Here is a 26,609-nt window from a genome sequence, read left to right on the forward strand (position 1 = left end):
TGCTCTAAAATTCAAAATCCCAATCGACGCCCTGTGCTTGAATAAGGGCTACCTCACGGGTCAATTCAAAGTCCTGCAGGAGGCGCTGGGGATCTTCCATCACCTGCTGCAACAAGCTTTTGAAGTCACTCACAAACTGCTCCATCGTTTCTCTTCGGAACAGGTCACTACGGTAATCCAGCTTACATGTAAGTCTGTCAAAAACAGGATAAGCCGACAGATGAAGGTCAAGTTTAGCCGTGTTGTTTTGCAGTGGATAGTTTTTGACAATCATGTCTTCAAGCTCCAGTTCCCCTTCCGGATTGTCCATGTTTTGCAGGACGAAGATCGTATCAAAAAGGGGCTGACGACCTGTATTTGGCTCAAGACCAAGAGTCTGGACAAACAGATCAATCGGGTAATCCGCTTGTTCAAAAGAGGCTAGCGTATGCTCACGGACCTCCGCAAGAAACTCGCGATAGGCTTTCTCGCCTTTTGGATAATTGCGTAGAGGAATGGTGTTGATAAACATCCCAATTACTTCATCAAACTCTGCAAATTTACGCCCAGCTACTGGAGTTCCGACAACAACATCCTCTTGGCCGCTGTATTTTGCAAGCAACATGTTGTATACCGACAACAGCACCATGTAAAGTGTCGCATGTTCCTGCGCTGCCAGCTCCTGTAACCGCTGCCTCTCCTCTTCCGATATCTCGAACTCAATCGTCGCACCAGGAAACGTAAGAGATTCTGGCCTTTCGTAATCAGTCGGAATCGATAGAAGTGGAGCCGGGCTGGTAAACAAGTCTGCCCAATAGTCAGCTTGAAGCTCCCCTGACTCAAGTGCAGATTCCTGCCATACAGCAAACTCTTTTTGCTGAACTTCCAATGCAGGAAGTGTCACGCCTGCATAGAGACGAACAAAGTCCTCTACGAGAATATCCATGGATACACCGTCTGAAACGATATGGTGCATGTCGAACAACAAGAGATGCTTTTCCGGTTCAATCCGGATTAGCCCTGCACGCAGCAAGGGCGCTTGACGCAAGTCGAATGGCCGTACAAACGTTGCCAGGCTGGCCTCCAACTGCTCTGCACTTGATTCGCTCACTTCCAAACGGAAGACTAGCGAATCATGTACAATTTGAACCACTTGACCATCTATATAATCAAACGAGGTACGAAGAGATTCATGGCGGTCAATCAATGCTTGAAAAGCATGTTCTACCTTCTCACGGCTCAAATCACCCTCGATGAAACGGGCAGCCGTAATATGAAGACTTGTGTCAGCCGGATTCAACTGTTGAAGAATAAAGAACTTGCGCTGGGCTGGCGTAACAGGATAGTACGATCTGGCTTCGACTGGGAAACGTCTTTTCATAATCGTCTTGTCTGCTCCATCAATCACCTTGCCGAGTTCCTGAATAGTTGGGTGATTAAACATGGTTCGCAGTGGAAGCTGTACGCCAAACTGCTGTGCAACTTGGGTAGCTACCGCGTTGATTTTTAACGAGTGTCCCCCTAGAGCGAAGAAATTGTCCCGAGCGCTGATTGTGTTTGAATCGAGCTGCAACACATGCGCCCAGATGTGGGTGAGAGCTTTTTCCGTCTCGGTTGTCGCTGACACAAAAATAGATGTGTCGACCCGATCCTGTATGCCAGGCTTCGGTAAAGCCCCTCTGTCCACTTTTCCGTTAGGGGTAAGTGGCAATACATTTTGTTTTACATAGTGCATCGGCACCATGTATTCCGGAAGCACAGTAAACAGATAATCACGCACATCTCGGGCGGAAAACTCCTCCAGGGGAACAACATAGGCACATAAGTACTTTGCACCGGTTTCCTCTGAAAGCGCCAAGACCACTGCATCCTTGACCGCAGGATGTCTGCGCATAACCTGTTCAATCTCACTCAATTCGATTCGGTATCCCCGAATCTTGACTTGATTGTCCATTCTCCCGAAGTACTCAATATATCCGTCCTCCGTGATCCGGCCTACATCACCCGTTCGGTAAAGGACTTGGTAGTCAGGGTCTTCTACCCAGCTGGCATACGGATTTGCTACAAAGACTTTTTGCGTCCGTTCCTCATCTTTGTAGTAGCCGTATCCAACCCCCGGACCGGCCACACCTATTTCTCCTTTTACGCCTCGCGGGCAGATACACTGATTTTGATCAAGTATGTAAATATGAGTGTTCTGGATCGGTATGCCGATGGGAACCACAATCTGCTGATCGCTAGGCATTTCCCGAATAATGTGGTGGGTAATATCATCGGATGCTTCCGTTGGCCCGTACATATTCACCAATGGAATTTCCGAATAGCAGGCAAACCAACGCCGTACCAGAGGGGCAGGCAACTCCTCTCCTGTCACTGCCATCCACCGCAGATCAGGAAAGCTGCGTTCGGAGTCGTGCCATTCTTGAACGAGATCAAGCAGCACGGAGAGCAGAGATGGCACCACTTCCGCTACGGTGACGCGGTTGGAACGCAGCACGTTATGAAGGGCCTGCGTATCCATTACCGTCTCTGTATCGACCACTTGCACAGAGCCACCCACCAGCAAAACAGCCAGATATTGCCAAACAGATATATCAAAGCAAAGTGAAGCCGTTTGTGCGACAAGATCATCCTTGCAGAGGGATAGGTCGTTGATTTTAGCGAAAATGTGGTTAATCATTCCACGATGGTGCACCATTACGCCTTTTGGTTGTCCAGTCGTGCCCGATGTGAAGATGATGTAAGCCAAGTCTGTTCCCGCACTCTCCCGATCGATGTCCTCTCCCGATAGTGACTCTACTGATTGATCGGTTTGACCAAAGACATAGAGATACTTCAGCTCAGGTGAGGATGCTTGAATCGACTCCAATCCATCTAGCAAGTCAGGCTGAGTTATTAACCCTGCAATCTCGCTCTTCTGCACGATGTACAAGATCCGATGCTGCGGATAGTCTGGATCAATCGGTACGTAGGCTCCCCCCGCCTTGAACACTGCAAGAATCGCAACAAGCGTATCCACGTTACGCTTCATATAAATACCAATTTTTGTGCCAGGTCGTAATCCTTGCTGGATAAAATGGCGCGCGAGTCGATTGGATCGCTCGTTTAATTCCTGATAGGTTAAGGTTGTTTTTCCGTCTGTCACCGCTTTGCGATGAGGAGTCTTTTTTACCTGCTCCTCAAAGAGGCGATCAAAGCTCTGATCGCGCGGAAAATCAACCCGGTTGTCGTTGAATGAAAGAACTAACTCCCGAACCTCTTCCTCAGATAAGCACGCTATCTCCGCGATCTTCTGATTCGGTTGCGTTACGATAACCTGATAGATACGGACCAAATGCTCCATCATCCGTTCCATCATGGGGCGTTGGTATCTTTGCCCCACGTAACGCACGAGTAATTCGAGCGAGTTTTCCTTTTTAGAAAAGAGGAGCTGCAACTCGCTCGAAACCCGTTCCAGGCTGTCCTGATCATGAAGGACGTCCAACAAGCAAGTCGCCTCAAAAAACGGTGTGCTGTTCCCCTGCTGCGGTACCTGCAGTTCCTCGATCAACCGCAAGATTGGGTAGTTCTGATGTTCCACAGCGGCCTTTAAGGTCTGCCGAACTTCTTGCAGCAGCTCCTTGATGGTCCATTCCGGGAGTACCTGATGACGCAAGGGCAGTAACTTGTTCAAAAACTCACCCGGTTCAGTTTGACGAAAGATAGCCGTTCCAACGCATATGTCCTGATGTCCCGTGTATTTGGACAACAAGATGCCAAATCCACTCAGCAAAGCCATGAACAAACGTTGATCCGAGCCATTGCTCAAATGAATCAGCGCCTTGCTCAGTTCGTCCGGAAACACGATGGTCAGCTCACGAAGATCAGACTGACGCTGAAACGAGGCCCGAGAGTCTGTTGGAAGGTCGAGTGAATGAAACTCTCGAGAGAGGTTCTCCATCCAATAGTCTTTTTCGCGATCAAACTGCCCACTGGCCAGCAAGATGTTTTGTGCAGTTATCGTTGTCAAGCCAATCCCTCTTTTCTGTCCGTCATGTATTTCTTAAAAAGCAAAGTCATCGTCGTCCACTTGTCCCTGTGCTACCTGTACTACTCCATGACCGATCTGGAGTTGTCCGATGGTTCGGTTCGGGTGGGCTACCATTTGCTCCAGAAGAATGACAAAGTCTTGAGCCATCTTCTCGATTGTTCTTCTGTGATACAGGTTCGTGTTATATTGCCAGTGCATGCATATGTGATCCTCAGCCTTAACCACTTCCAAAGCCAGATCGAGCATGGCAGCCTTGCGTCTGAACTCGTACGGAGCAAACTCGATTTGATCGAGATGGACATTTTGCTGCTCCGCTGCATAATGCAGGGTCAGCATGGCGTCAAACAACGGGTTCCTTGCTGGATCACGAGGGAATTGAATTTGGCTTACGAGTTGATCGAATGGATAGTCTCCATGCTCAAAACCGCTTAGCACGTTTTGACGTACCTGCCCGATATACTCTTGGACGGTCAATTCTTTCTTCGGCCAGTTTCGCAGGGCCAAGGTGTTAACAAACATTCCCACAACAGGAGCAAACTCCGCACGGTGTCTACCATCCATGTCGCAGCCGATGACGACGTCTTCCAGATTGCTGTATTTGGATAACAAAACAGAATAGACGGCCAACAGAAGCATGTACAACGTCGTAGAACTCTGACGGGTAAACGAGTCGAGTTTTTCCAGCCATTCTCTAGACAGCACAGTCTGCAACTCGTCTCCATCAAATGTCATGGTTTGTGGGCGAGGATAATCGGTCGGGATTGCCAACGGTTGCGGCTGTTCAGAAAATGCATCCAACCAGTAAGCTTCATGCTCGGCCCAACCGATCTCGGCAGCTTGTTCTGCTTGCCACCAAGCGAATTCCTTGGCCTGTACCGACAATTCCGGCAACACCTGTCCTTGGTAAAGGTTACAAAACTCCTCAAGCAAGATGGACTTGGATATGCCATCTGAAATGATATGGTGCATATCGAAAATCAACAGATGCTCCTCTGATGAGAGCTCAATTAGGCCGATACGAAGCAAAGGAGCTTGCTTTAAATCGAATGGCCGGAAAAAGCGTTCGATTTCCTTTTCCACAGTTTCCTCGTCTGCTTTCCATGTCTCGATCTGTACAGTCAGGTCACTGTGTACTTTTTGCTTCACCTGACCTTCAATCAGATGAAACGAGGTGCGCAGCGCCTCATGTCGTGCGACGAGTAGATCTGCAACGTCTTGAAGACGCCCTGAATCAAGGGAACCAGTAATCCGCATAACTCCCGGTGTATGATAGCTGATAGCATCTTCTTCCAACTGCCACAACAGGTAAAGTCGCTCTTGTGCGCCCGTGACAGGGTAATATTCCTGATCAGAGAGCAAGGCGATCGGTTTTTTCTCCATCTCTTGGAGGCTGCCTGTGATCCGATTCGCCAAACCACGAATCGTCGGGGCATCAAACAGGTCGCGCATAGAAAGCTTCACTTGAAAGTCACTTTCCATTCTGGATAAAAGTTGAATGGCCTTCAGTGAATGCCCTCCCTGTCCAACAAAGTGATCAAGCACACCCGGCGATGGAATCTGCAAGACATCCGCCCACAACTCAGCCAGCTTTTGTTCGATCGGATTTGCTGGAGGCACATAATCACTACTGACGCCAGGCTTTACAGCAGGCAAAGCTTTGCGATCGATCTTTCCATGCGGGGTAAGAGGCATCTCCGACAGTTCCATAAAGTAACTCGGGATCATATAACCGGGGAGCCACTCCAGCAGGTGCGCGCGAAGCCCATCTGGCTGAACGCCGTCCTTTTGCACGACATAGTAGCAAGCCAGTTCGGTCATACCCATTTGATCAGCCATAGCCAATACAGCTACCTGATTCACAGCAGGATGCGAAAGGACGGCGCGTTCAACTTCTTTCAGTTCCACACGATAGCCGCGCACTTGAACCTGATCGTCCATCCTCCCTAGATATTCAAATACTCCCGTTTCGCTGAGCAATCCGACATCTCCAGTGCGGTAAAGGCGCTCGCCAGTAAACGGATGATACGTAAAAGCTCTCTCGGTCAACTCAGGCTTGCCCAAATATCCGTCGGTGATGCCAATTCCTCCGATACAAATCTCGCCCTTGATATCTGGGGGACAAATTTCCCCCGTCTGTCCAAGGATGAACATATGAGTATTGGCAATGGGAACACCAACAGGGATTCTGAGTGATTCTTCAGCTGGCTGTTCTGTGCAAAGATAGACGGAAGCGTATATCGCTGATTCTGTCATCCCGTAAATATTGGCGATTCGCGCAATACGGAACAGTCGATTCCATTCGCGAACCAGATTAGCCGTCAGTGCTTCTCCACCATTAAATACCCACTTCAAATGGGGCAACGGATCTTGTTCATTTCGAGAATGCACATGAGCTAGAAACACATTCATCATCGCTGGAACGAACTGGGTGACTGTAATGCGTTGCTCCCGCAGCCAGTCATACAACGCTCCCGGATCTTTCCCGTCTTCCTCTTTCAAAATAGACAGCTTTGATCCAACCATCAGCGGCCAAAACAATTCCCACACCGAGTCCGTAAAAGAAATCGAGGTTTTTTGGGCAACAACGTCTGTCTCGCTTAGCGGAAAAGTCTCCTCTAGCCAAAACAACGTATTCAATACCTGTTTGTGCGTAATCATGACGCCCTTTGGCGCACCGGTCGAACCAGAAGTGTAGATGACATAAGCAACATCATCCTCTGAACCTGCCGGAGCTATCGCCTCATCCTTTTGTCGGCGAATGTCGGACGCTGTATAGACCTTGTAGCCTTCGTGATGGAAGGAAGTCTCGTCCAAACAAATGATCGTTTCGATGCTGTCAGGTAGATCCGGTATGATCTCATCCAGATAAATGGATTCTGTTACAAGCACCTTGCAGCGACTATCCTGCAAAAGATACCGAATTCTAGCTCGGGGATAATGCGGATCAACCGGGACGTATCCCCCACCCGCTTGGAGGATTGCAAGAACTGCCGCTACCATACGGGAGCTCCTGTCTGCGAGAATTCCTACGAGTTGCGAAGGAACTACACCCGCATCTTTCAGGATGCGGGCTAGCTGGTTTGCTTCCGCGTGTAGTTCTGCGTATGTTCTTTCTCGATCCGCCTCTACCACAGCGACTCTATCAGGCGTTTTTTCCGCTTGCTCGACGAACAGTTCAGCGATTGTTACTTTGTTGCGATACGGTTTGTCTGTCTGATTGACTCGGGTTAACAAGTTCGCTTCATCATCAGTGAGCAGGTTAAACTCGTTCAGATCCAGATCGAGTTCCATACGTCCATTCATTGCGACTTTCTCCTTTTAGGTGGTGGTGAAAAATTCCCGCAAACGGTTAATTCCCTCGTTATACTTGGCGGCAGAGTATGAGAGGCGCAGTGTATTCGGGATGCCAAAGTCAGAACCCGGTACGGTCGCCACATGTGTAGCCTCGAAAATTTGCGTAGCCAACTCAAGCGAGGTGCTGATGCCTTTTCTCTTCATAAATGCTTCGCAATCAAGCGTGAAGTAGAAGCTGCCTCTCGCTGGCAGAGCACGGACATCCTCTACATTTTGGAAAGCATCGATCGTGTAGTCCCGACGACCTTTGTACAGTTGGACCAAATGATCAACCTCATGCTGGTAATCAAGCGCAGCCATTGCTCCGAACTGTACAACCGGGTCAGCTGTGAGCAGTGTATGGTGCTGAATGACCGTCAGTGGCTGCACCAGCTCATCCGGTACGATCGCATATCCGACACGTCTGCTATACATCCGATACGCTTTGGAAAATGCATCCGTTGTGATGAACGTAGACTTGGTATTTTTCAGCTGCATCACGGATTCGCACTCGTCATCGAAGTAGGTATTCGCATAAATTTCGTCATTGATAATAGCCGCACGACCGTCTACGATGCTGTCGATCGTATACAATTCCTCTTTTGTCAAAATATTTCCTAATGGGTTGCCTGGCGTGTTGATCACGACCACTTTCGTCTTGTCTGTAAAATTCTCTTTAAACGACTCCACATCAAGTCTCAATGTATCCATATCAATTTTGTAGTAACGAACTTTCGCACCGACTAGCAACGCGCAGAAATGGTAAAGCGAGTAGTACGGAAGTGGCAACAACACTTCATCGCCCTCTTTAAGCAGGAGGTAGAACAGGTTACGGAAGAGTGTGCTGGTACCGACACTGATCACGAAATTCTCCGGTTTGATTGACACATCGTATTTTGTTTGATAGTGGGTCGCGAGCTTATCTTTCAGCTCAGGCAGCCCACCTGGATATACGAGCGAATATTTTTCAAAGCTGTTCAATGCCTGTTGCATGGAATTGATAATTTCGGGATGCAGCGGCATTTCTGACTTCCCAAGAGTCATGCGGATCGCTTCTCCACCGTTTCTCTCAAGCTCATTTGCCATCTGGTCCAGTACAAACATCAAAAAGCGTTCGTCGTGAAAATTAATTGAGGATCTGATTTCCATATTTTCCTACCCCTTTTACTTTATTTTGGATTTTTCTGCTAACATTTTTAGGATTTTCACATAGCGATCCGAAAGCGATTCAACATATGCCGTCTGAAGCATAGATGGATCATAGGTAAAAACGACATGGATACCTTCCGATGTTTCAGCTACCTGAAGAACTAACGGACTTCCTGCCATTTCTGGCTCAACTGACCGCTTGACTTCACGATTCCAAACAGCTGACTGAGCTTTGAACGGGATCGTCTGGTTGACAAAAAGTGTCGGCCATTCCATGTGTGTCGTCGCTTGCCAGTGCTCTGAAGGATACAACGCGAGCATTTGCATGCGGTCACGTACTTGCTTCGTTTGATCCAATAATTGTGAAAACGAGCTGATCGTCTGCATATCGATGGTGAGCGGTACGATATTGTCAAAGTTGCCTAGCGTTTGTTCTAGCACACCTTGCGTCCGATTCGTCGTCACTACTCCAAGCGTCAAACTAGGCAATTGGGTGACCTGTCGAAGCAACAACAGGTAGGAGGCAAGCAAGATGTCTCCCAACTCCTGATTGGAATGAGCAGCTACATGCAGCAAATCGGCGTGACCTGTCGGGTCGATATACTGCTCGACTTGTCGCTTCGCTACCCCTCCCGTACCAAATGGTTGAGCAAAATCTAGATTTGCTGCTGTCAACCACTCGTGACGCTGGGCCTCGAGATGTCCGTAATAAAGCATTTTTTTCTGCCAAACGGCGAATGCTTCGTAGCGAGGCTGTTCATCCACAGCTGGTTCATGCCCCTCTGCAATCGTTTGATACAGAGCCTCCCATTCTTCCAGGAGAAGTCCGAGACCTCGCCAATCACTAAAGGAGCTGTGAAGACTTCCAATCAACCGATAGCGATCAGCAGCCAGCTTTATCAATTCAAATCGAACCAAACTTCCTGCTTTGTCTTCAAACGGCCTCTTCTGCTCGGCAATCAATCGTTCTCGCAACCATACCGTTGCCTCTGCCTCGCTTTTCTCCTGTAAATCACAAAGCGCAAGCGGAATCGGTTCGGAATAGCCTTGGGGCGACAGCAGAGGAAATCGTCGCACGAGAGCTTGCCATGCTTGCTGCATATACGACCGTTCGATTCTGCTCCGAATCTCGATGTCAAAACATCTGACAGCCACAATCCCATCTTCTTGTTCCTGCTTCAGCAAACGTTCCTGAACGAAGGAATAGATGGGCGTTGTTTCGGAATGAAACTCGCCTAGAATCGGCTTAGGTCTTTCTGCGGCTGATTTCCCGTCAGTCAAAAGTAGGTACGGAGCATCTGTCAGTTGCAGATCACGTCCTGTCCGGTCTGCAAAAGAAACGGGTATGCCACACGCTATCAGGGTGTCGATCCGTTCGGTCAGATTCGCTACCCGATCCTCGATTTGGTAAACGCCAGAACCACTTTTCATGAGCTCTCGTTGTTCTTGTGAGTGCTCCATTCGAGGCTCAACTAACTGGATGCTGCTTTCTCTCGCTTTGCCCAGTGTGATAATACTGGCTTGAGATTGCCGATCCAGATATTTCTCGTGAACCCGATAGCCCAGGAACGTAAAGAACGACAGTGCCTTTTCAGCATCTGGTGTAAGCAACCGGACAGCAGATCGCTGATCGCTGCTTTGCCATTCGTCATGCGTCATGTTCTCGTTCTCTACAAGTTCAATCAGGCCAACCGTTTCCAGAAAGAGAAAGGCAACGAGTCTATGATTGAAAAGTACCGCTGGCTTTGGAGCGCTGACCAAATCGTATTTGAATCCAGAATCAACTAACCTTTTCAAAAATTGATCAATATTGGAAATTGAAAAGCATAGATGGTACGGACCCGTCCCCTTTTCTTCCAACAAACGAACGCAAGGTGACGTTTCATCGACAGGAGCGATTAGCTCGATTGGCACACATCCCGGTTTCATGCACATGGAGAGATACACATTTTGTTCTGGATCATGTAGGGAATCGCTTGCATCAAATCCGAGTGTGCCATACATGATTTGAGCCGGACCCAGTTCTGGAACTGCAACTCCGACATGATGAAGGCGGTTCATCACGCCCTCTTTTTCTGTTTGGTGATGTACGATGTCAACATCATCCAATAGCTGTTTCGGATGCTTCAGAAGTGCTGCGAGAACACGCATATAGTTGTCAGCGAAGCCTTCCATTGTCTCCGCTTTAAACAACTGGGTATCGTATTCAAGCACGCACCTGAATTGATCAGCGAGTGGAGTAATATCCAGCTTAAAGTCAAGTTTCGATGTCTTCGATTCATGCGGAACCTCTTCAAATTGCACGTCGTCCACTGTAAATTGCACTTCTTGCTCCCGCTGGTTATGGAAGATTAGCATCGTATCAAACAATGGATTTTGCATTTGCTGGATGCCTGCGGCGCTACGAGCAACAATCTCTTCAAACGGATACTCCTGATGTTCGTAGGCCAGTAGCAGACTGCGCTGAACCTCTTGTACAAAATCGGCATACACAAGATCGGCACGAGGACGATTGCGTATCGGAAGGAAGTTGATAAAGACGCCGACGATTCGCTCCAAATCGGGATGGTTTCGTCCAGCCACCAGTGAACCGACAACGAAATCTTCCAGAGACGTGTATTTCATCAACAACACGTAATAAGCCGACATCAAAACAGCATGGACAGTCACTTCGTTTTGCTTGGCAAATGCATGCAAATCACCGTACGTAGAATCAGCAAGGAAGAACGTATGGTGATCCCCCTGGAAAGTCTTAACAGAAGGACGCGGGTAATCCAGCGGAAAAGACATGAGCGGGACTCGATCGCTGAAAGTATCCACCCAGTATTTTTCCTGCTGATGCCACTGTTCGCTCCCCCGCTTCTTCCACTGCCATTCGGCGTAGTCCTTGTATTGAATAGGCAGTGCAGGCAGCTCTTCACCCATATACAATCTAGCGAAGTCTTCCATTAACACATTCAGTGAAATGCCATCCAAAATAATATGATGAGAGTTGAACATCAGATAATGCTGAGTAGCTGTGACCTCGACTAGGCAAACCTGAAGGAGAGGTGCTTTCGTCAAATCAAAAGATAGCCGGAAGTCTTCCATCAGTTCGTCCAATGTCCTGCCGTCGCTATGAATGGTTTTGATCTCAAATGGCACATGGTCGCTAATGTACTGATACACTTCTCCATCCTGTACCGCAAACGAAGTACGGAATGCTTCATGCCTTTGGATGATTTCCTTAAATACACTTTTCACTCGACTTACATCCAGATGACCGTTTACCGCGATTACACCCGACATGTTGTAGCTGGTGCTATCTCCTTCTATTCCATGCATCACGAAAATTCGTTTCTGTGAAGAAGAAGCCCTGTATCTCTCGGCTTTACTTACCCGATCAATCGGCGCGTAGGATATCGGCTGTCTACCCCTGATGCGGTCAGCTAATTGTCGAATGGTCGGCTTCTGGAATACATCCTTGATCGTGATGTCTGTTTTTCTCTCTTTTTGCAATCTGGTCACGAGTTGAGCGGCCTTCAGCGAGTGGCCTCCTAGCGAGAAAAAATGATCGTGCACGCTTAGTTTTTCGACTGCCAAAAGTTCTCGCCATATTTGTGCCAATTGCTGCTCAAGTTCATCTGCCGGGGCCTCTTCCTTTCCCGTGCGATATTGCGTGTAATCCAGACGTTGCAAGGCAGTCTTGTCTACTTTTCCACTCTGCGTCCGAGGCAAGGCATCTAAATGGACGAAAATGGCAGGTAGCATGTAGTCAGGCAAATAAGTCAGCACTGCTTCGCGCAGAACATGTTCCTCAATCGGATGCGTCGCAGCCAAGCATGCAACCAGATAAGGATCGCGTTTTGACTCCTGAATGGCCACTACCGCTGCTTCCCTGACACCAGGCTGACGGCGCAGGACAGCTTCAATTTCCTCCAATTCAACGCGGTTGCCGCGAATCTTGATCTGGAAATCCTTGCGGCCAAAATATTGCAGATGTCCTTCATCCGTCCAGCATGCCAAGTCTCCTGTACGATAAAGCCTGCCATACGGGGTCAGTATATAGGACGCTCTGGTTTTTTCCTCGTCAGCGATGTATCCTTCCGTTACCCCCATCCCGCCTACGTACATTTCCCCTATTACCCCTTTGGGCAATAGATGAAAATCTTGGTCCATAAGAAAGACACGAACGTTGTAACTTGGATGTCCAATCGGGAGCGGGTTTTCAAAAGGCCCTTGTCTCGGTACACAATACCCGGATGCCGAGATACTATTTTCCGTTGGGCCATACAAGTTGTACATCTGCGCTTGAGGCAGCAAGGCTGCATGTCGTTCCACTAAGGAAGAAGACAGCATCTCTCCTGTACACAATACTTTTTGTATCGAATCCATCGAGCCATCAGCCACGTGGTCAAGCAAAGCGTGATACATCGTAGGGACGACGAGTATCACGTTTGCTTGTTGGCCCTCGATGGCAGCCGCGAGCTTTTGCGGGGACTTGTTTTCATGTCGCTGCAACAAGCAAAGGGTACCGCCGCTGATTAGTGTGCAGAAAATCTCGACAACCGATGCGTCAAAAGTCAATGTGGCGATCTGCAACGTTCTCGTCTGCTCTCCGAACCCGACAAATTCAATGTGCCACCAAAGAGCGTTGATTAATTGATCATGCTTTACACGCACACCTTTTGGAGTACCTGTCGAACCAGAAGTAAAGATGGCATACGCAGTACTCGAAGGTGCCGCTTTTCGCTGTGGTGTTTGAGTTAACTCCTGTGCCCAACATGCTGGTTCATCCAGACGAAACACCCTTGTTTGCAAGTCAGCGACGAGTTCCAGATAGCTGCCCTCTGTCACAATCAGAATAGGCTGAATCTGGCTTACGATCTGTTCGATTCGCGCTTTCGGCAAGTCTGGATCAAGCGGGACATAGTAACACCCAGTTTTGAGGATAGCCAGCAGTGCTGCAATCATCTCAGGGGAACGATCACACATGATAACTATCGGTCGGCCTGCATCTGTCACCTCCTTTTGCAGAGCCCAAGACAGGCGATTCGCTTGCTCTTGTAACTCCTTGTAGGTCACAGTCTGCTTTCCTTGAACAAGCGCAACTGCATCCGGTGTTTTTTCTGCCGCTTGATCAATCAACTCGTGCACGCAGTAGTTACTTGGCACTGGCACGACTTTCATCTGTTCCTCGATCATCTCGTGCCGCTCACGATCACTGAGTAGGGTAAGGTCACGAATCTCTTGATCCGGATCAGCCGCAATCTGCTCGAGAAGGCTCTGATAGTAAAGAGCCAGGCGTTCAATTTCCTTCGCTTGAAACTTCCATGCCTGGTAGTTGACATGGACTGTCCATTCATCACCTGGTGTTACTTCCAGCACCATTGGATAATCGGTTGTTTCATGCGAAGTGATATTCTCCAGCTCGAAGTCAAGTTCCAATCCGGCCAACGTCTTGTCGATGGGATAGTTTTGGAAAACGAACAAACTGTGCGCCAAAGGGGTTTGTACGTCCATCTCTGAGCAGTTTTTCAACTCAACTGCTGGCACGTACAAATGCGGGGCCATCTGGTGCTGTTCTTCCATCATGACACCCAGCAGCTCTTTGACTGTAGTCGTTTCTGTCCGTTTGACTCGGAGCGGGTACGTTTTGATGAAGAGGCCGACGATTTCCTCTACTCCGGTGAGATGGGCAGGACGTCCGGCGTACGCCACTTCAAAAAGAGCATCCCGCGTATCGCTGTATTTTTGCAGCAAAATACCCCATGCGGCTTGCAGCAGTGTACTGATTGTCACGCGGTAACGCTTGGATGTTTCCTCCAATATCTCCGTAAGCGATTGACTGAGTCGAAGATGATAAGAAGAATACCGCCGCTCTTCGTTACGATCCCGCATATAGGGAAGAGGTGTAGGCGAGCTAATTCCTTGTAAGGAATCTTTCCAATACGATAACGATTGTTCTTTCGATGCTTCTTTTAGAAAACGCAGATACTCCTTGTATTTCGCTTTCTGTTTGATCGCAGGGGAGATCCCCGAGCACAATTGTCCATATGCTGTAAATATCTCTCTTAGGAGAATGCCGGAACTCCATCCGTCCATGAGAATGTGATGAAATGACCATATGACTTCATAACGATACAACTCCATCCGTACTACTTGAATGCGAATGGTATTGCCCAACTCAAGCGTGAAGGGTGTTTGCTTGTCCTGTGACAACAAGACAGACAGTTTTCTTTCCCGCGCTGCAGATGGTAACTCGGTCCAATCGAAATAAGGAATCTTCAATGTCTTTTGCTTGAGAATCAGCTGGACAGGGGCTTGAAGCCCCTCCCAGCGAAAAACCGTACGAAGCATTTCATTGGCCTCAAACGCCATCGTAACTGCCTGCGTAAACAACTCCAGCTGAAACTTGCCACGAAGGGTTAGCCGATGCTGTTCGAAATACAAATTGGAATCCTTTTGGAGTCGGTAGTAAAACAGCATGCCCTCCTGCGTTGGACTTAACGGCAAAATGTCAGCTATATTGTTTTTGTCGATCTTGTTCATCACAATTTTCTCTCCTGACTCCCTTACCGAACAGCTTCACTCGGCAGGTTTTCCACGATCTCCCCATCTGCATCCACGTACGGCAATCCATTGTGTTTGAACACATGGTCGAGACAATACATCTCTCCCTGCTTGTAGTCCAAAATCATCAGGTCTTCTGAACGGGTTGGGATTAATTCCTTCAACCGCTCTGGAAGATAGTCTGGTCCAACCGCTTGATGCCATTTCAAAACAATTTTTTCAGGGCGCTCAGCTGTCGGATAAAAACCACAAATCTCTAATTTTCCAAAATCGTGTGAAGTAAGGAGTACCCCTTTTTTCTCTAGGCCACCCAGATTGCGTTTGGACTCGGCCACATTCCGGAACGCCTCGTCCAGTGGAATGGCATACTGCTCGACTCCTCTGACTGGCATAAACACTGTCAAATAATATGAAATGATTCGGTTATCGAGAAACTTGCGCTGCAAGTCGATCAAGGTCTCGACAGAATCGTTCACTCCGCGAATGATCGCAGGCTGTCCGCGAATCTGTACACCGACGGATAGCAGCGCTTGCGTTGCTTGGATCGAAACGTCGCTTATTTCCCCGGGATGGTTGAACTGAGAAATCACACTTACCTGCTTGCCGGGCGTCTGTCTTACTTGGTCAAAGAACGCTAGCAGCTCTCCGTCGAGAAAACGAGCGGGATCATAGGCCAGTGCCTTGGTGGCAAAGCGAACGAGTCGAATACTCTTCACACTCAATAGAGCGCTAATCAGCTTGATTAAGTCAGAGCTTTTACGGAAGGAAGCCGGATCTCCGCCAGTAAAGAGAACATTATCGATGTACGGATGAGCTTCCAAATACTGTACTGCCCTTTCTGCTTTTTCCATAATATTGGTGTACCCAATATCCTCGTGGCGGATTTCGTTCACTTTATAGCAGAACTGGCAGTTAGCAATACAAAAGTCGTCGATGTGAAGCAACAATGTCTTTTTGTACTTGTGTTGCAGGAAAGCTGTTTCATCCTGACGATACGACTTGTTACCATACGGATCAAAGCGGCCTTTATAAGGTTTCTCTCCCGGTGGCGGAAGCACGATATTGATCATCTGGGTACGATAAGGCTCTGATTGACTCGCAATCAACTCCGCATAATAGCGAGTCACCTTAAATGGCATATAAGACTGCTCCAGTAACGAACTGCGTACTTCCTTCTCTGCTTCTGTAAAGCCGACAATTGTGGCGAACTCCTCAAATCCTTTTTTCCCCATTAACACCTTAACACTCAATGTAATCCCTCCCGTCATTCATAAACACTCGTCATATTTGCTTTCTCAGAACACTCGGTCAAGCATGTGATTCGCTTGTTAACCAAACAGCAAATCCAGTTCTTTTTGTGTCAACTCCACATCTTCAAAATCTGATGGAGTAAATTCAGGGACCTCCTGGCGGCAGCAATGATCAATGAGCTGCTCCAATTCATGGAAAAACAATGCAAGCAACTTCTCGATGGTCTCCTCGCGATACTTGCGCAAGCTGTACGTAACAGAGACCTGAAGTTCTCCTTGACGAATGAGAGCAGCCACGTCAAGCAGTGCTGTCAAATGATTTCCCACTCCAGAATCAACCGCCAAGTTTCCTCCCATTAGAACCAGATCATCACTCAGTTGATTATCAACGGTTCCCAGATAATTGAATCGAACATGGGACTTTTCCTCTGCCGCGAGCAGATGAGGCTTAAACCAGCCAAACCCAAGCCCCCCCATCGGAATCTGACGCAATTTCTCCTTTACTGCTTTTAGGTGATCAGTCCGATTGGATGGATTCGTTTCAAACAGAACAGGATACATGCTGGTAAACCATCCTACTGTTCTGGTTACGTTCATCGTATGAATAGCAGACTCACGCCCATGAGACTCCATTACCAGCAAGAGACGCTCCCTCTCGAACACATCACACAATGTCCGGGTAAGTGCTGCAACCAATAGGTCTTGGGGACCTGTGTTGAACATTCGGTTGGCCGTTGTCAACAGTCGCGACGTTATCTCGGCTGAAAGTGTGCGTGTAGATGTAGCGCTGTATTCTACCAAGTCTTCGCCAAAATCGTAATCTGTTGGAAGTTTCTCTTCCGGGATGGAAAACATGTCCCAATATGCTTTTTCTTTGATTGCCTGATCCGACTGGTAAAAGGCGGATACTTCCTTTATCCACGCTTGCATCGAATGTGTTTTATCCGGCAAGACAATCGGCTCATTCCGTTTCAGACTGGCCAAGGCGCTCATCAAATCTTCCAGGAGAATCCTCCAGGAGACACCGTCCACAAGAAGATGATGGGCCGTCAGAAACAATCGCTGAGGTCGATCGGGACCTAATTCAAAGAGACAACCGGTAAACAGCAATGATTCTTCCAGCTTGAAGCTAACAGCGCACGCTCTCATCGCCTCAAGCATTCTAAACTCCTGTTCTTCTTGCGGTAAGGAAGAAAGGTCAACGTAAGACACTGACACTCGGCTGGTAAGGTGGCGCTCATTGTAAAAGAGCTTCCCGTCTTTTGCAGAGTAATTGAGTCGCAGACAATCGTGATGGTTAACCAGTGCAGACAGACTCGCTTCAAACTCCTCCAGCGTTACTTTTTCTTTGCTTTCAAGGAGCAACGACTGGTTCCAATGATCAGCATTGTGGAACTGTTGTGACAGAAACCAAGAAACGATGGGAGATGACGGCAACTCGCCAGTACACGGCTCTTGTGAGATCTGTTCCACTCCCCAGCTCCAGTCACTTCTCGTTTTTAGTTCTGCAATCGTGTCATAAATCAAGATGTCTCTTACCGGAATCTTGATTCCACGCTGATGCAATCGATAGGAAACCTGAATCGCCTTGATCGAATCCCCCCCTAGTTGGGAAAACGGGTCATGTAGACCAAATGGTGAACGACCAAGCACGTCCTCATACACTTCAACCAATAGCTTGTCAAACTCGTCACGAGTACTGGTATCATCCTCCGCACCTTTTCGCTCAATGACAGGTTCGGGAAGCTGTTTTCGATCTACCTTGCCATTTGGGGTCAGCGGAAATTGTTCAAGCTGCACGATTTGCGAAGGGATCATGTATGCGGGCAATCGACTTGCCAGTTCTTCACGGAGCTCTTTTTCCCGGAAAGATGTTTCCGTGATCAGATAAGCACAAAGATACTTACGCCCCCACGTATCCATTCGATCGATCACCACTGCCTCACGCACAGAAGAATGACCCAGTAGCTGCTGTTCAATTTCCCCCAATTCAATGCGGTAACCATGAATTTTCACCTGATAGTCAGCCCGCCCCAGATACTCCATGACTCCATTTGACCGATAGCGAACCAGATCGCCTGTCTTGTACATCACTTTACCTGGCTGAAACGGATCGGGTAGGAAACGCTCTTGAGTCAATTCCTCGCGGTTAAGATACCCTCGTGCCACACTATCTCCCGAGATGAATAACTCTCCTGTCGATCCGATCGGGATTGGTTTCCCATATGAATCCAAAATGTAGAGCTGCACGTTACTGATCGGTTGTCCAATCGGCACAGAACCCTCAACATCGGTCTCTGGATCGAATTGATAAATCATGCAACCGACTACTGTCTCGGTAGGGCCATACTCATTGAGAATTTCGATTTGTCCGTTCCATTTCGCATGAATTGCCTCAGCCAGACTCACCTTCAAGTCCTCGCCGCCCACTATCACTCTCTTTACAGTAGTAGAAGGCAGAGCGATTTCTTGCAGCAAAAACAGATGGGCAGGTGTCAGCTTTACAACATGGGAGCGTCCATCGCTAAAGATGCGCGATAACACAAACTCTGAATCGGTGTGCGGATAAATAACCATCCGATTTCCCTTTACCAACGGGCAAAAAATGGACGTAACCGTTAAATCAAATGCCAGTGAGGAATAAAAAGCAAACGCTTCTTCAGGACCGGAGAGATATCGGTCTTTCGCCCACGAAATATAGTTGACTAATCCTCGATGAGTAACCATGACCCCTTTCGGATTTCCGGTAGAGCCTGATGTATAAATGACATAGGCCAAATCCTCTGGCTGATTAACCGATTCCAGGCTTGCCCCATCATTTACATACAGCGACGAATCAGCAAGCTCCAGGATTTCTTTGGACCACGAAATAATCTCTGTTCGGGAAGTGTAACGAAGCAACAGGTCCGCTCCAGAATCAGACAGCAGGTATTCGATGCGCTGAGAAGGGAGTTGAGGGTCAATCGGTAGGTAAGCCCCGCCTGCTTTTAGCACGGCCAACAGCCCTATGATCATCTCTGGCGAGTGATCTGCCAGCAGCGCAACAATTACACCAGGGCCAACTCCTCGCTTTCGCAACGACTGAGCGAGTCGATTCACTTGATCCTGCACTTCCTGAAATGTCAGCATGCGCCCCTCTGACTCCAATGCAACTCCCTGTGGCGAGCGTTTTACTTGCTCTTCAAACAACTGGACAACCGTTTTCTCGCTGGGATAGGAAGCAGCTGTATCGTTCCACGTTTTGAGTTGTAGTGCCAACTCTTCGTCGGCAAGGAAGTTCAGATTGGACAGCGGGACTTCTGGATTCGAGATCATCTGATTGAGCAGCCTTACGAGATGATCCACTATTCGATCAACATCATTTTCCGTGTACTCGGCGATCTTATAATCCAATTCCAGCGTCAATTGTTCATCTGTAGCCCATTCCCTGATAATTACTTGGAGCGAATACAACTGGTGACCGTTGTAAAACTCCTCATTCGTCACGGAGTGCCCGCCAAGGGTGAAGGGCAGCTGCGTGCTGTAATAATTTACACAAATCTGAAACAGGCTGTCATAGCCATGTTTCTTCAATTCCAACTCTTGAGCCAACAAATCGTAGGGATATTTCTGATGAAAAAAACAGGAAGTAAGTTCCCTGTTGACATATTTGACATAATCGAAAGCATCCATTTCCATCGGAACTGCCAAACGAAATGGCATGGTGCTTGTGAACATCCCGAATATTTTGCGCTCCACTTTTCCTGAACGGTTTAACAGCGGTGTACCGATCACGATTTCTTCTTGCCTCGTACAACGCTGAAGGTAAAGACTGACGAGAGCCACAAACATGGAATTTAGCGAGCATTTCATCTGGTTTGCAAACTCGCGTATTCTTGTCGAATCTTCACGGTTGAATGCATAGACTTTGCGCTTGCCTTCGGTAGTATCTGTTGCCTTTTGTAAGGTCGTGATCACGGGCAAGCTCTGAAACTTGTTCCGCCAGTATCGCTTGTCCTTTTCAAATCTCTCAGACTGAGAATAGGCATGCTCCCTGTCGACAAAAGCTTGATAAGCGTGTTCATCTCCTACATGAACGGTACCGCCTGCCAACAACGTGTCATAAAAGTGAGCAATTTGTTCTGTCATGATTGAGATGGACCAACCATCAGCAATCAAATGGTGAAACTTTACAAAATACCCCGCTTCTTCGTCACTCAGTTGAATCAGACAAAAGTAGAACAGAGGCTCCCGTCCGATCGAAAACGGCTTTGCAAACAAAGCCTGCAGGAATTGTCTGCACCGATCAGGGGCATTCGGTTCACGTCTGAAATCAAACACCTGCAATGGCTGCGGTTCGTACTCTCCAACAAACTGAAGGACTGTCTCTTCTTCCTGATAGTTGAGTCGCAAAGCATCGTTCTTTTGAATGAACAGGTGAATGGCCGCTTCCAGTACATCCAGTTTCACTTTTCCTTGAACCCGCACCATCCCCCCTAACGTATGGACAGGAAGCTGTGGATGTAATTTTTCCGTATACCAGATACGCTTTTGTGGATGACTTAAAGGATATCCGTCCTTCCATTGCTTCTTATCCTGATGCAATGCATTTCCCCCCTTTCGGAATTGTGCAGATGTAATCACAATTCAGGTATGGCAAAAAATCTAATTGATTACAAATACTTCCATTCCAACTATATCGATGACTCTTCTAAAGTGTCAAATGAATTTTCCATAAAATGTTATTTCTGAAAATTAGGTGAATTCCATCTCCTTTAGCGCTTCATAGAATGGAAAAAATTTTGTGCACACTGTTGATTTTGGCTGTCTTTTCACGTAGGATAAAATGTAATATACTGGTAAAAACAAACCCTTGGAAGGATGAATGTGATTAGATGTCTGTGACACTTCGTGAAGTAACCCTGGAAAACTGGGAAGAGTGTATTGAACTGGAACCTACTCCCGAACAGAGTGAGTTTGTTGCCCCGAACCTTTACTCCATCGCTGAAGCAAAGTTCCAAACTACATTTGTCCCTCTGGCCATCTACCATGATGACACGATGGTTGGCTTTGTCATGTATGGACTTGACCCCGACGATAGCAACTACTGGATTTACAGACTCTTAATTGATGCTAAGTATCAACGGCAAGGCTACGGACGTGCTGCGATTTCGCAAGTCATTGATATACTGAAGGCAAAAGACGATTGTCAAAAAATTGTCATTGGTTATGCCCCAGCCAATGTCGCTGCCGAAAACCTTTACGCTTCACTCGGATTTCAAAAAAATGGCATGGTCCTGTTTGGCGAGACTATTGCAGAATTGAACTTTTAAGCTAGCTATTTTCGCTCCCCAAAAATGAAACAGCGGCGACCTAAGACCTGAAAATCAAGTCTTAGAATCGCCGCTGTTTGAATTGTTTTTTGTTTTTCCGTAAATTAAAAAACACACCCTCCATGTGTCTGTAAACATCATGGTTAGTGTGCATTCGTTTTAGATATATGGTGCCGGTGAAGGGACTTGAACCCCCACGGTTTCCCTCACGATTTTGAGTCGCGCGCGTCTGCCATTCCGCCACACCGGCATGTGAAGCTATGAATAAAATAGCACATCATCGATAGAAAATCAATGGTGGGGAGAGACGGATTCGAACCGCCGAACCCGGAGGGAGCAGATTTACAGTCTGCCGTGTTTAGCCACTTCACTATCTCCCCACAATATGTGCTGTCTATCTTCTGTGTCTACTCTCTTCAACCAGAAGCGACATTTATTAATCTACCATGAACTTTGTTTGACGTCAATATATTTATTTGGATTGACTCTCTTTTTTCTCCAAAATTTCCTGTGCCCACTCGTGAAAGACGCGCAGTGCTTCGTCCACTTCTTGAAATGTTGCTTCTCCCTCACAGGAGTATTCCGGGAAGTCTAGTATGCGGTTTTTACGAATCTTCACCTGCTCTTCTTCGCATTTTATCTCCAAGAAGTAGGGAACGGATTCATCTATCCCATAACTATTTTCTAAAAACTCGTAGGTACGTACCCACTCCAGAATTCGAACTTCCGAAGCTTTTAACCGAAGCACCTGCTCCAAGGACATAATGGTTTCATTCCCATAGTAATACATGTTATTCAGCCCTTCTGCATGAAAATGGACGGAGCCGTGACTCCGCCCTGTTATTGATGTGATAGATTAGATCGAGGAAAGCAGCTCTCTCAGTTCTTTGACAATCACTTGCTGGTAGCCAGTGCCTTCTCCATACTGCTCGAGCATTTCGGTACGTGCCACTTTGATCTTGTCTTCATAATCTGGTGCGTTTCGGTCCGGGTTTTGTTGTTTGAAGGCCGTCATGACAGCTTGGACATGCTTCGGTCGTGGTCCCCATTTTGCCAGAACATGTCCACCCGTGTCCGCGAAAATAACAACAGGGATCGCCCGACCGCCCATCGTGAGAAACTCATCCATGAGATCGAGGTGTTCTTCCATCACCATGATTTCCACTGGCATGTCTGTTTCTTTCAAGGCATGCAATACGACTGGCAAGTTGCGAACGACGTCGCCACACCATTCCGCAGCCAAAATCAAGCATCTGAGGTCATCACGATGCTGGAGAGAGGCAAAAAACGCACGGTCTTTTTCATCCTCCCATGAAAATGCATCCGACCAGTTTTGGTATGTATCCTGATTTTTGGTCATGCTTTCCACAAACGCTTGTGGCTTGAGCCCCGTACGGAATTTATGTGCTACGTTTGCCCCCATCTTTTCTCCTCCTTTTGTATCACTCGCCTATTCTTGGTTGTTATTCGCTGCTTCGTTTGCTTCCTTTTCTTGATTAGCCAGCTCCATCATTTTTTGCAACAAGATATGCTGCGGCATGTGCATCAGACGCTCCAAGGGTACCTGAAGCGCTTCCGCCAGCTTGACTGCCGTCTCTGGTGATATTTGTAATGGACGCATGTCACTTTTGCTCCTTTCCCTTGCTTTCATCAGTCCTTTCAGTATAATACACAGCCGTTAAACCTGCCAGCATACAAGCCTGGCACTGGGGGCCTTTAAAAAGCAAGCTAACATCATTGATAAAAATGACATTAGCTTGCTCGGCAGCAGATGAAATAGCTTGCCTATTCGCCAAATTCCGCTTGCAAAATGTTATTAAAACTACCCAAAACGTCTGTTTCACCCATATAGTTGATATTGGCAGCCAACGTATGCTTACCCCCAAGTGTCCCTCCAGCAATAGTGGAGAATCCTGGAATTCTTCCTGAGTGTCCCCAGACCGAAACTCCATTCTTTAGCTTTGTTTGATAGATCCCAAGACCGTATCCGTTGGGCATTTCTTTCGTTCCCGTAGGGACTGAGGTAAGCATTTGTTTGAACTGCTCTTCCTTTAGTAATTTACCACCTAGCAAAGCTGAGAAGAACTTGTTCAAGTCGTCAGCAGTCGAAATCATATCTCCTGCTGAGCTAGCTATGCTTGGATTATAATAAGTGACGTCTTTCAGCTCACCTGCTTCGTTTTGTTGGCCATACCCCCGGGCGTGGTTTATCCCTGGGATCACTCTTGAATTACCAGGTAGGAAATTTGAGTGGTTCGATAATCCGCTTTTCGATCTCTTCCTCATAGCTGTTGCCAGTTACCCTTTCAATAAGCATCCCCAGTATCACGTATCCCGTATTTGAATAAGACCATCTTTTTCCCGGCTCGAATTCTGGGGGCAGAGAAAGCCCAATCTTCACAAGTTCTTCAGGCGTATGCGATTTTTTGGTTTCACTAAAATCAAAGTCTGGAGACTTTAAGTAATCAGTAAGACCACTTGTATGGTTCAAAATCTGCCGAATCGTAATCTGCTTCCCATCATATCCGTTACCTTGAATGACACCAGGAAGCCATTTTTCGATAGAGTCATCGAGATTAAGTCGGCCCTCTCCGACTATATGAAGGACAGTCGCCGCTGTGAACGTCTTCGTCACGCTGCCAATACGGAAGCGATAATCTGCTTCCATTTGTTTCTTGGTGACTTTATCAGCCACCCCAACGACATAAGCCCGACTCTTCCCGTTTTCAGAAGCTACAGTGAGTATGCCCGGAAATCCAAATTTCAAGGACTCCTCCATTGCTTGCTTGAGAGCCTGATCTCGTTGGCCTTTTTTTACCAACGTACTTGAAACATTTTGAGCGGATTCTGCTTTTACGATGGAGGCGGGCATGTTGTTAAACAGGGAAGCGCCAGTTAGTAAAAGAGCCAAACTTGCGAATGCGATTTGATTACGTGTGTTCATGGAAATTAGCTCCTCTCGACACTATAGAATGTGGTTGTTTGCCTTGCTGCTCCATACTAACAACACGGCTGTCACCTCCACCAGTTACACATTGTCATCATGTACTTTGTGACATGTTAGCTCTACCGAACCACTTTTGTCACATTTATCCACCCCTAACTCCTCATGAAAAATGAAAAAAGAGCCACCCGTAGGCAGCTCCAAAATGGAGGCAGGCTGTTTATCCCCTTCTCACCCCACGTGATGGGACTCTATCTCTCGTGAACACAATATTCCGCACATGGAAAAGGACGAACTATGGCTTTTGCTTAGTGAGAATGCAAGGTACACCAAAGCCGATCGCGCCGGGCTGGGACATCTGTTCCAGATATGCCAACCCTCGTGCACATTGCTGCTTGCATACTTGACATGTATGGGACGCTACGATTTTCAGCTGTACTTGATTCGGGTGCTGTCGCGTATTCTTCTTTTTTATCTTTTTGCCCTTGGCCATCCGTTTTCCTCCCTTTGCCCTGGATCACTCCAGTCTATGAAGGAGAACACCCCCGCTCTTTAGGCAAGCATACAAAATCAAGATAGTCACCTGCAAAATGGGCCTTGTCATACGTGTCAACAAATAGAAAAAGCCGCCGGAGAATTCTCTCCAAGCGACTTATGAGTCTTCCCTATGGCTTTGGACTTAACAACTGGCGCAGTTCCAGCTCCAGTGTAGGGGCATCAACCATGCCGATTATCTTCTTTCGTACGGTCCCATCTGCGTCAATCAAGTAAGTAGTTGGGAACGCCATCACCTTGTAACGGTTTGACACGGTTCCAGCTACGTCCATCGGTATCGGAAATGTCAACTTGTAATTGGTGACAAAGGCCATGGCTGCTTCTGGACTGTCATTACTCGTGACGTTCACGCCATACAGATCAACCTGTCCGCCGTATTTTTCATAGACTTTTTGTAAATCAGGCGCCTCCAGCTTGCATGGTCCACACCAGGAAGCCCAAAAGTTCAAGACTAATGGTTTCGTCCTTTTTCCTTCTACCTTGTACGTCTGCTGATCCAATCCTGTCAGTGTAAAATGAGGAGCCGCAAAGCCAACTTCCGGTTTTTGAACTTCTGCTACGATTGCGGCCGTTTCTTGAGGTTTTTCCCAAACAGCAAGTCCGACCCCCAATAATACGAGAACCGCGAGCAACAGCTTTTTCATTTTGTCACCTCTGCCCTACTGAGTTAGAATCCCGTAAAGCCTCCGTACATTTGAATGAGCACGCGTGTAATATCCGTCAGTTTATCTGTATACAGAAGAATACCAAACAAAATCATAATAGCTCCTCCGATTTTCATAAACAGGTCGGAATACTTCACAATCGCGTTCACCTTACTGATGAAGAACGTCATGACAAAAAATGGAATGGCGAAACCGAGTGTATACGCCAATGTGTAAGCCAAAGCGCTTGAAGGATTGGAAACGCCCATGACGATAATGCCAGAAAGTATCGGTCCCACACAAGGTGTCCATCCAGCTGCATACGTCATTCCCACCAGTATGGACCCAGTATACCCCAATGGCCTCGATTTTAAATCGATTTTAAAAGAGCGCATCATCCAGTCCATTTTAAACACACCAAGCATAACCAAACCAATGACAGCAAGCAAAATACCGCCTAGTTGACGAATTAAGTCCTGTTGGTCGGTGAACAAGCTTCCGATCCAGGATGTAGACAGCCCAAGCGCAACGAAAATGATCGAAAACCCGACAATGAAGAAAAAGGTATGCAAGAAGGCTTGCTTGCGAAAAACCGCCCTCCCTTTCTTCACTTCATCTACCGTAACCCCAGTTATGTAAGACAAAAAGGACGGATAAAGCGGCAGGCAGCAAGGGGAAATAAACGAAAGGAAACCTGCTGCAAAAGCCAAAAACACAGTAATATCGCCAGTCATATGTAACCTCCGGTGGGTATTTTATCCACTATCTTCTCATTGTATCGAATCTTTTCCCCCTTCAAAAGTAGCAATGACACTTTGTCTTAAATCCGTGACAATTTACTTTACATAATATTCATTATGT

At 47.4% G+C, this 26,609-nt stretch carries 13 protein-coding genes, 2 tRNA genes and 1 pseudogene; 1 reads left to right on the top strand and 15 read right to left on the bottom strand.

The features are described from left to right. Positions 1–4 precede the first annotated feature (4 nt). From edeK to edeP, 6 genes are all read right to left on the bottom strand, one after another. A complete protein-coding gene (edeK, locus tag ACM6JA_RS06905) occupies positions 5–3,988 on the bottom strand; it encodes an edeine non-ribosomal peptide synthetase EdeK (protein ID WP_414851722.1) in 3,984 nt (1,327 codons plus the stop codon). A gap of 33 nt (positions 3,989–4,021) precedes the next feature. Further along, complete coding sequence (gene edeL / locus ACM6JA_RS06910) at positions 4,022–7,312, bottom strand: edeine non-ribosomal peptide synthetase EdeL (protein ID WP_414851723.1); 3,291 nt, start codon at positions 7,310–7,312, stop codon at positions 4,022–4,024. A 15-nt stretch (positions 7,313–7,327) separates the two neighbouring features. Then, entirely contained in the window at positions 7,328–8,491 is a 1,164-nt protein-coding gene (locus ACM6JA_RS06915) for a pyridoxal phosphate-dependent aminotransferase (RefSeq protein ID WP_414851724.1), read from the bottom strand. 15 nt (positions 8,492–8,506) lie between these two features. Next, positions 8,507–15,022, bottom strand: a complete 6,516-nt coding sequence (gene edeN / locus ACM6JA_RS06920) for an edeine non-ribosomal peptide synthetase EdeN (RefSeq protein WP_414851726.1) — start codon at positions 15,020–15,022, stop codon at positions 8,507–8,509. Positions 15,023–15,045: 23 nt separating this feature from the next. Beyond that, positions 15,046–16,293: a lysine 2,3-aminomutase gene (locus ACM6JA_RS06925; RefSeq protein WP_414851727.1), complete on the bottom strand. Its 1,248-nt coding sequence runs from the start codon at positions 16,291–16,293 to the stop codon at positions 15,046–15,048. Between the two features lie 78 nt (positions 16,294–16,371). Then, on the bottom strand, positions 16,372–20,877 hold the full coding sequence (gene edeP / locus ACM6JA_RS06930; RefSeq protein ID WP_414851728.1) for an edeine non-ribosomal peptide synthetase EdeP: 4,506 nt from the start codon (positions 20,875–20,877) through the stop codon (positions 16,372–16,374). Between the two features lie 290 nt (positions 20,878–21,167). Between edeP and edeQ the strand changes: the two genes are divergently transcribed. Beyond that, a complete protein-coding gene (gene edeQ / locus ACM6JA_RS06935; protein WP_007727230.1) occupies positions 21,168–21,605 on the top strand; it encodes an edeine self-resistance N-acetyltransferase EdeQ in 438 nt (145 codons plus the stop codon). Between the two features lie 168 nt (positions 21,606–21,773). On the opposite strand, the gene ACM6JA_RS06940 is transcribed toward edeQ, so the two are convergent. The 9 genes and pseudogenes from ACM6JA_RS06940 to ACM6JA_RS06980 all read right to left on the bottom strand — a co-directional run bounded on the left by ACM6JA_RS06940 (position 21,774) and on the right by ACM6JA_RS06980 (position 26,482). Next, positions 21,774–21,855, bottom strand: a tRNA-Leu gene (locus ACM6JA_RS06940). A 45-nt stretch (positions 21,856–21,900) separates the two neighbouring features. Beyond that, a tRNA-Tyr gene (locus tag ACM6JA_RS06945) sits at positions 21,901–21,985 on the bottom strand. A 92-nt stretch (positions 21,986–22,077) separates the two neighbouring features. Continuing rightward, the gene (locus ACM6JA_RS06950; protein WP_414851729.1) at positions 22,078–22,395 is read right to left on the bottom strand and encodes a hypothetical protein; all 318 of its coding nucleotides are present in this window, start codon (positions 22,393–22,395) and stop codon (positions 22,078–22,080) included. A 66-nt stretch (positions 22,396–22,461) separates the two neighbouring features. Then, a complete protein-coding gene (locus ACM6JA_RS06955) occupies positions 22,462–23,028 on the bottom strand; it encodes a thioredoxin family protein (protein WP_414851730.1) in 567 nt (188 codons plus the stop codon). Positions 23,029–23,055: 27 nt separating this feature from the next. Next, positions 23,056–23,226, bottom strand: coding sequence for a YycC family protein (locus tag ACM6JA_RS06960; RefSeq protein ID WP_414851731.1), 171 nt, complete (start codon positions 23,224–23,226; stop codon positions 23,056–23,058). 164 nt (positions 23,227–23,390) lie between these two features. Continuing rightward, positions 23,391–24,549: pseudogene (locus ACM6JA_RS06965) on the bottom strand (serine hydrolase domain-containing protein). A 295-nt stretch (positions 24,550–24,844) separates the two neighbouring features. Next, a complete protein-coding gene (locus ACM6JA_RS06970; RefSeq protein ID WP_414851732.1) occupies positions 24,845–25,042 on the bottom strand; it encodes a hypothetical protein in 198 nt (65 codons plus the stop codon). Between the two features lie 172 nt (positions 25,043–25,214). Next, positions 25,215–25,748, bottom strand: a complete 534-nt coding sequence (locus ACM6JA_RS06975) for a TlpA family protein disulfide reductase (protein WP_414851733.1) — start codon at positions 25,746–25,748, stop codon at positions 25,215–25,217. A gap of 23 nt (positions 25,749–25,771) precedes the next feature. Next, positions 25,772–26,482, bottom strand: a complete 711-nt coding sequence (locus ACM6JA_RS06980; RefSeq protein WP_007727213.1) for a cytochrome c biogenesis CcdA family protein — start codon at positions 26,480–26,482, stop codon at positions 25,772–25,774. Between the last annotated feature and the right edge of the window lie 127 nt (positions 26,483–26,609).

It is taken from the genome of Brevibacillus sp. IT-7CA2 (assembly GCF_949767855.1).
GTDB lineage: Bacteria > Bacillota > Bacilli > Brevibacillales > Brevibacillaceae > Brevibacillus.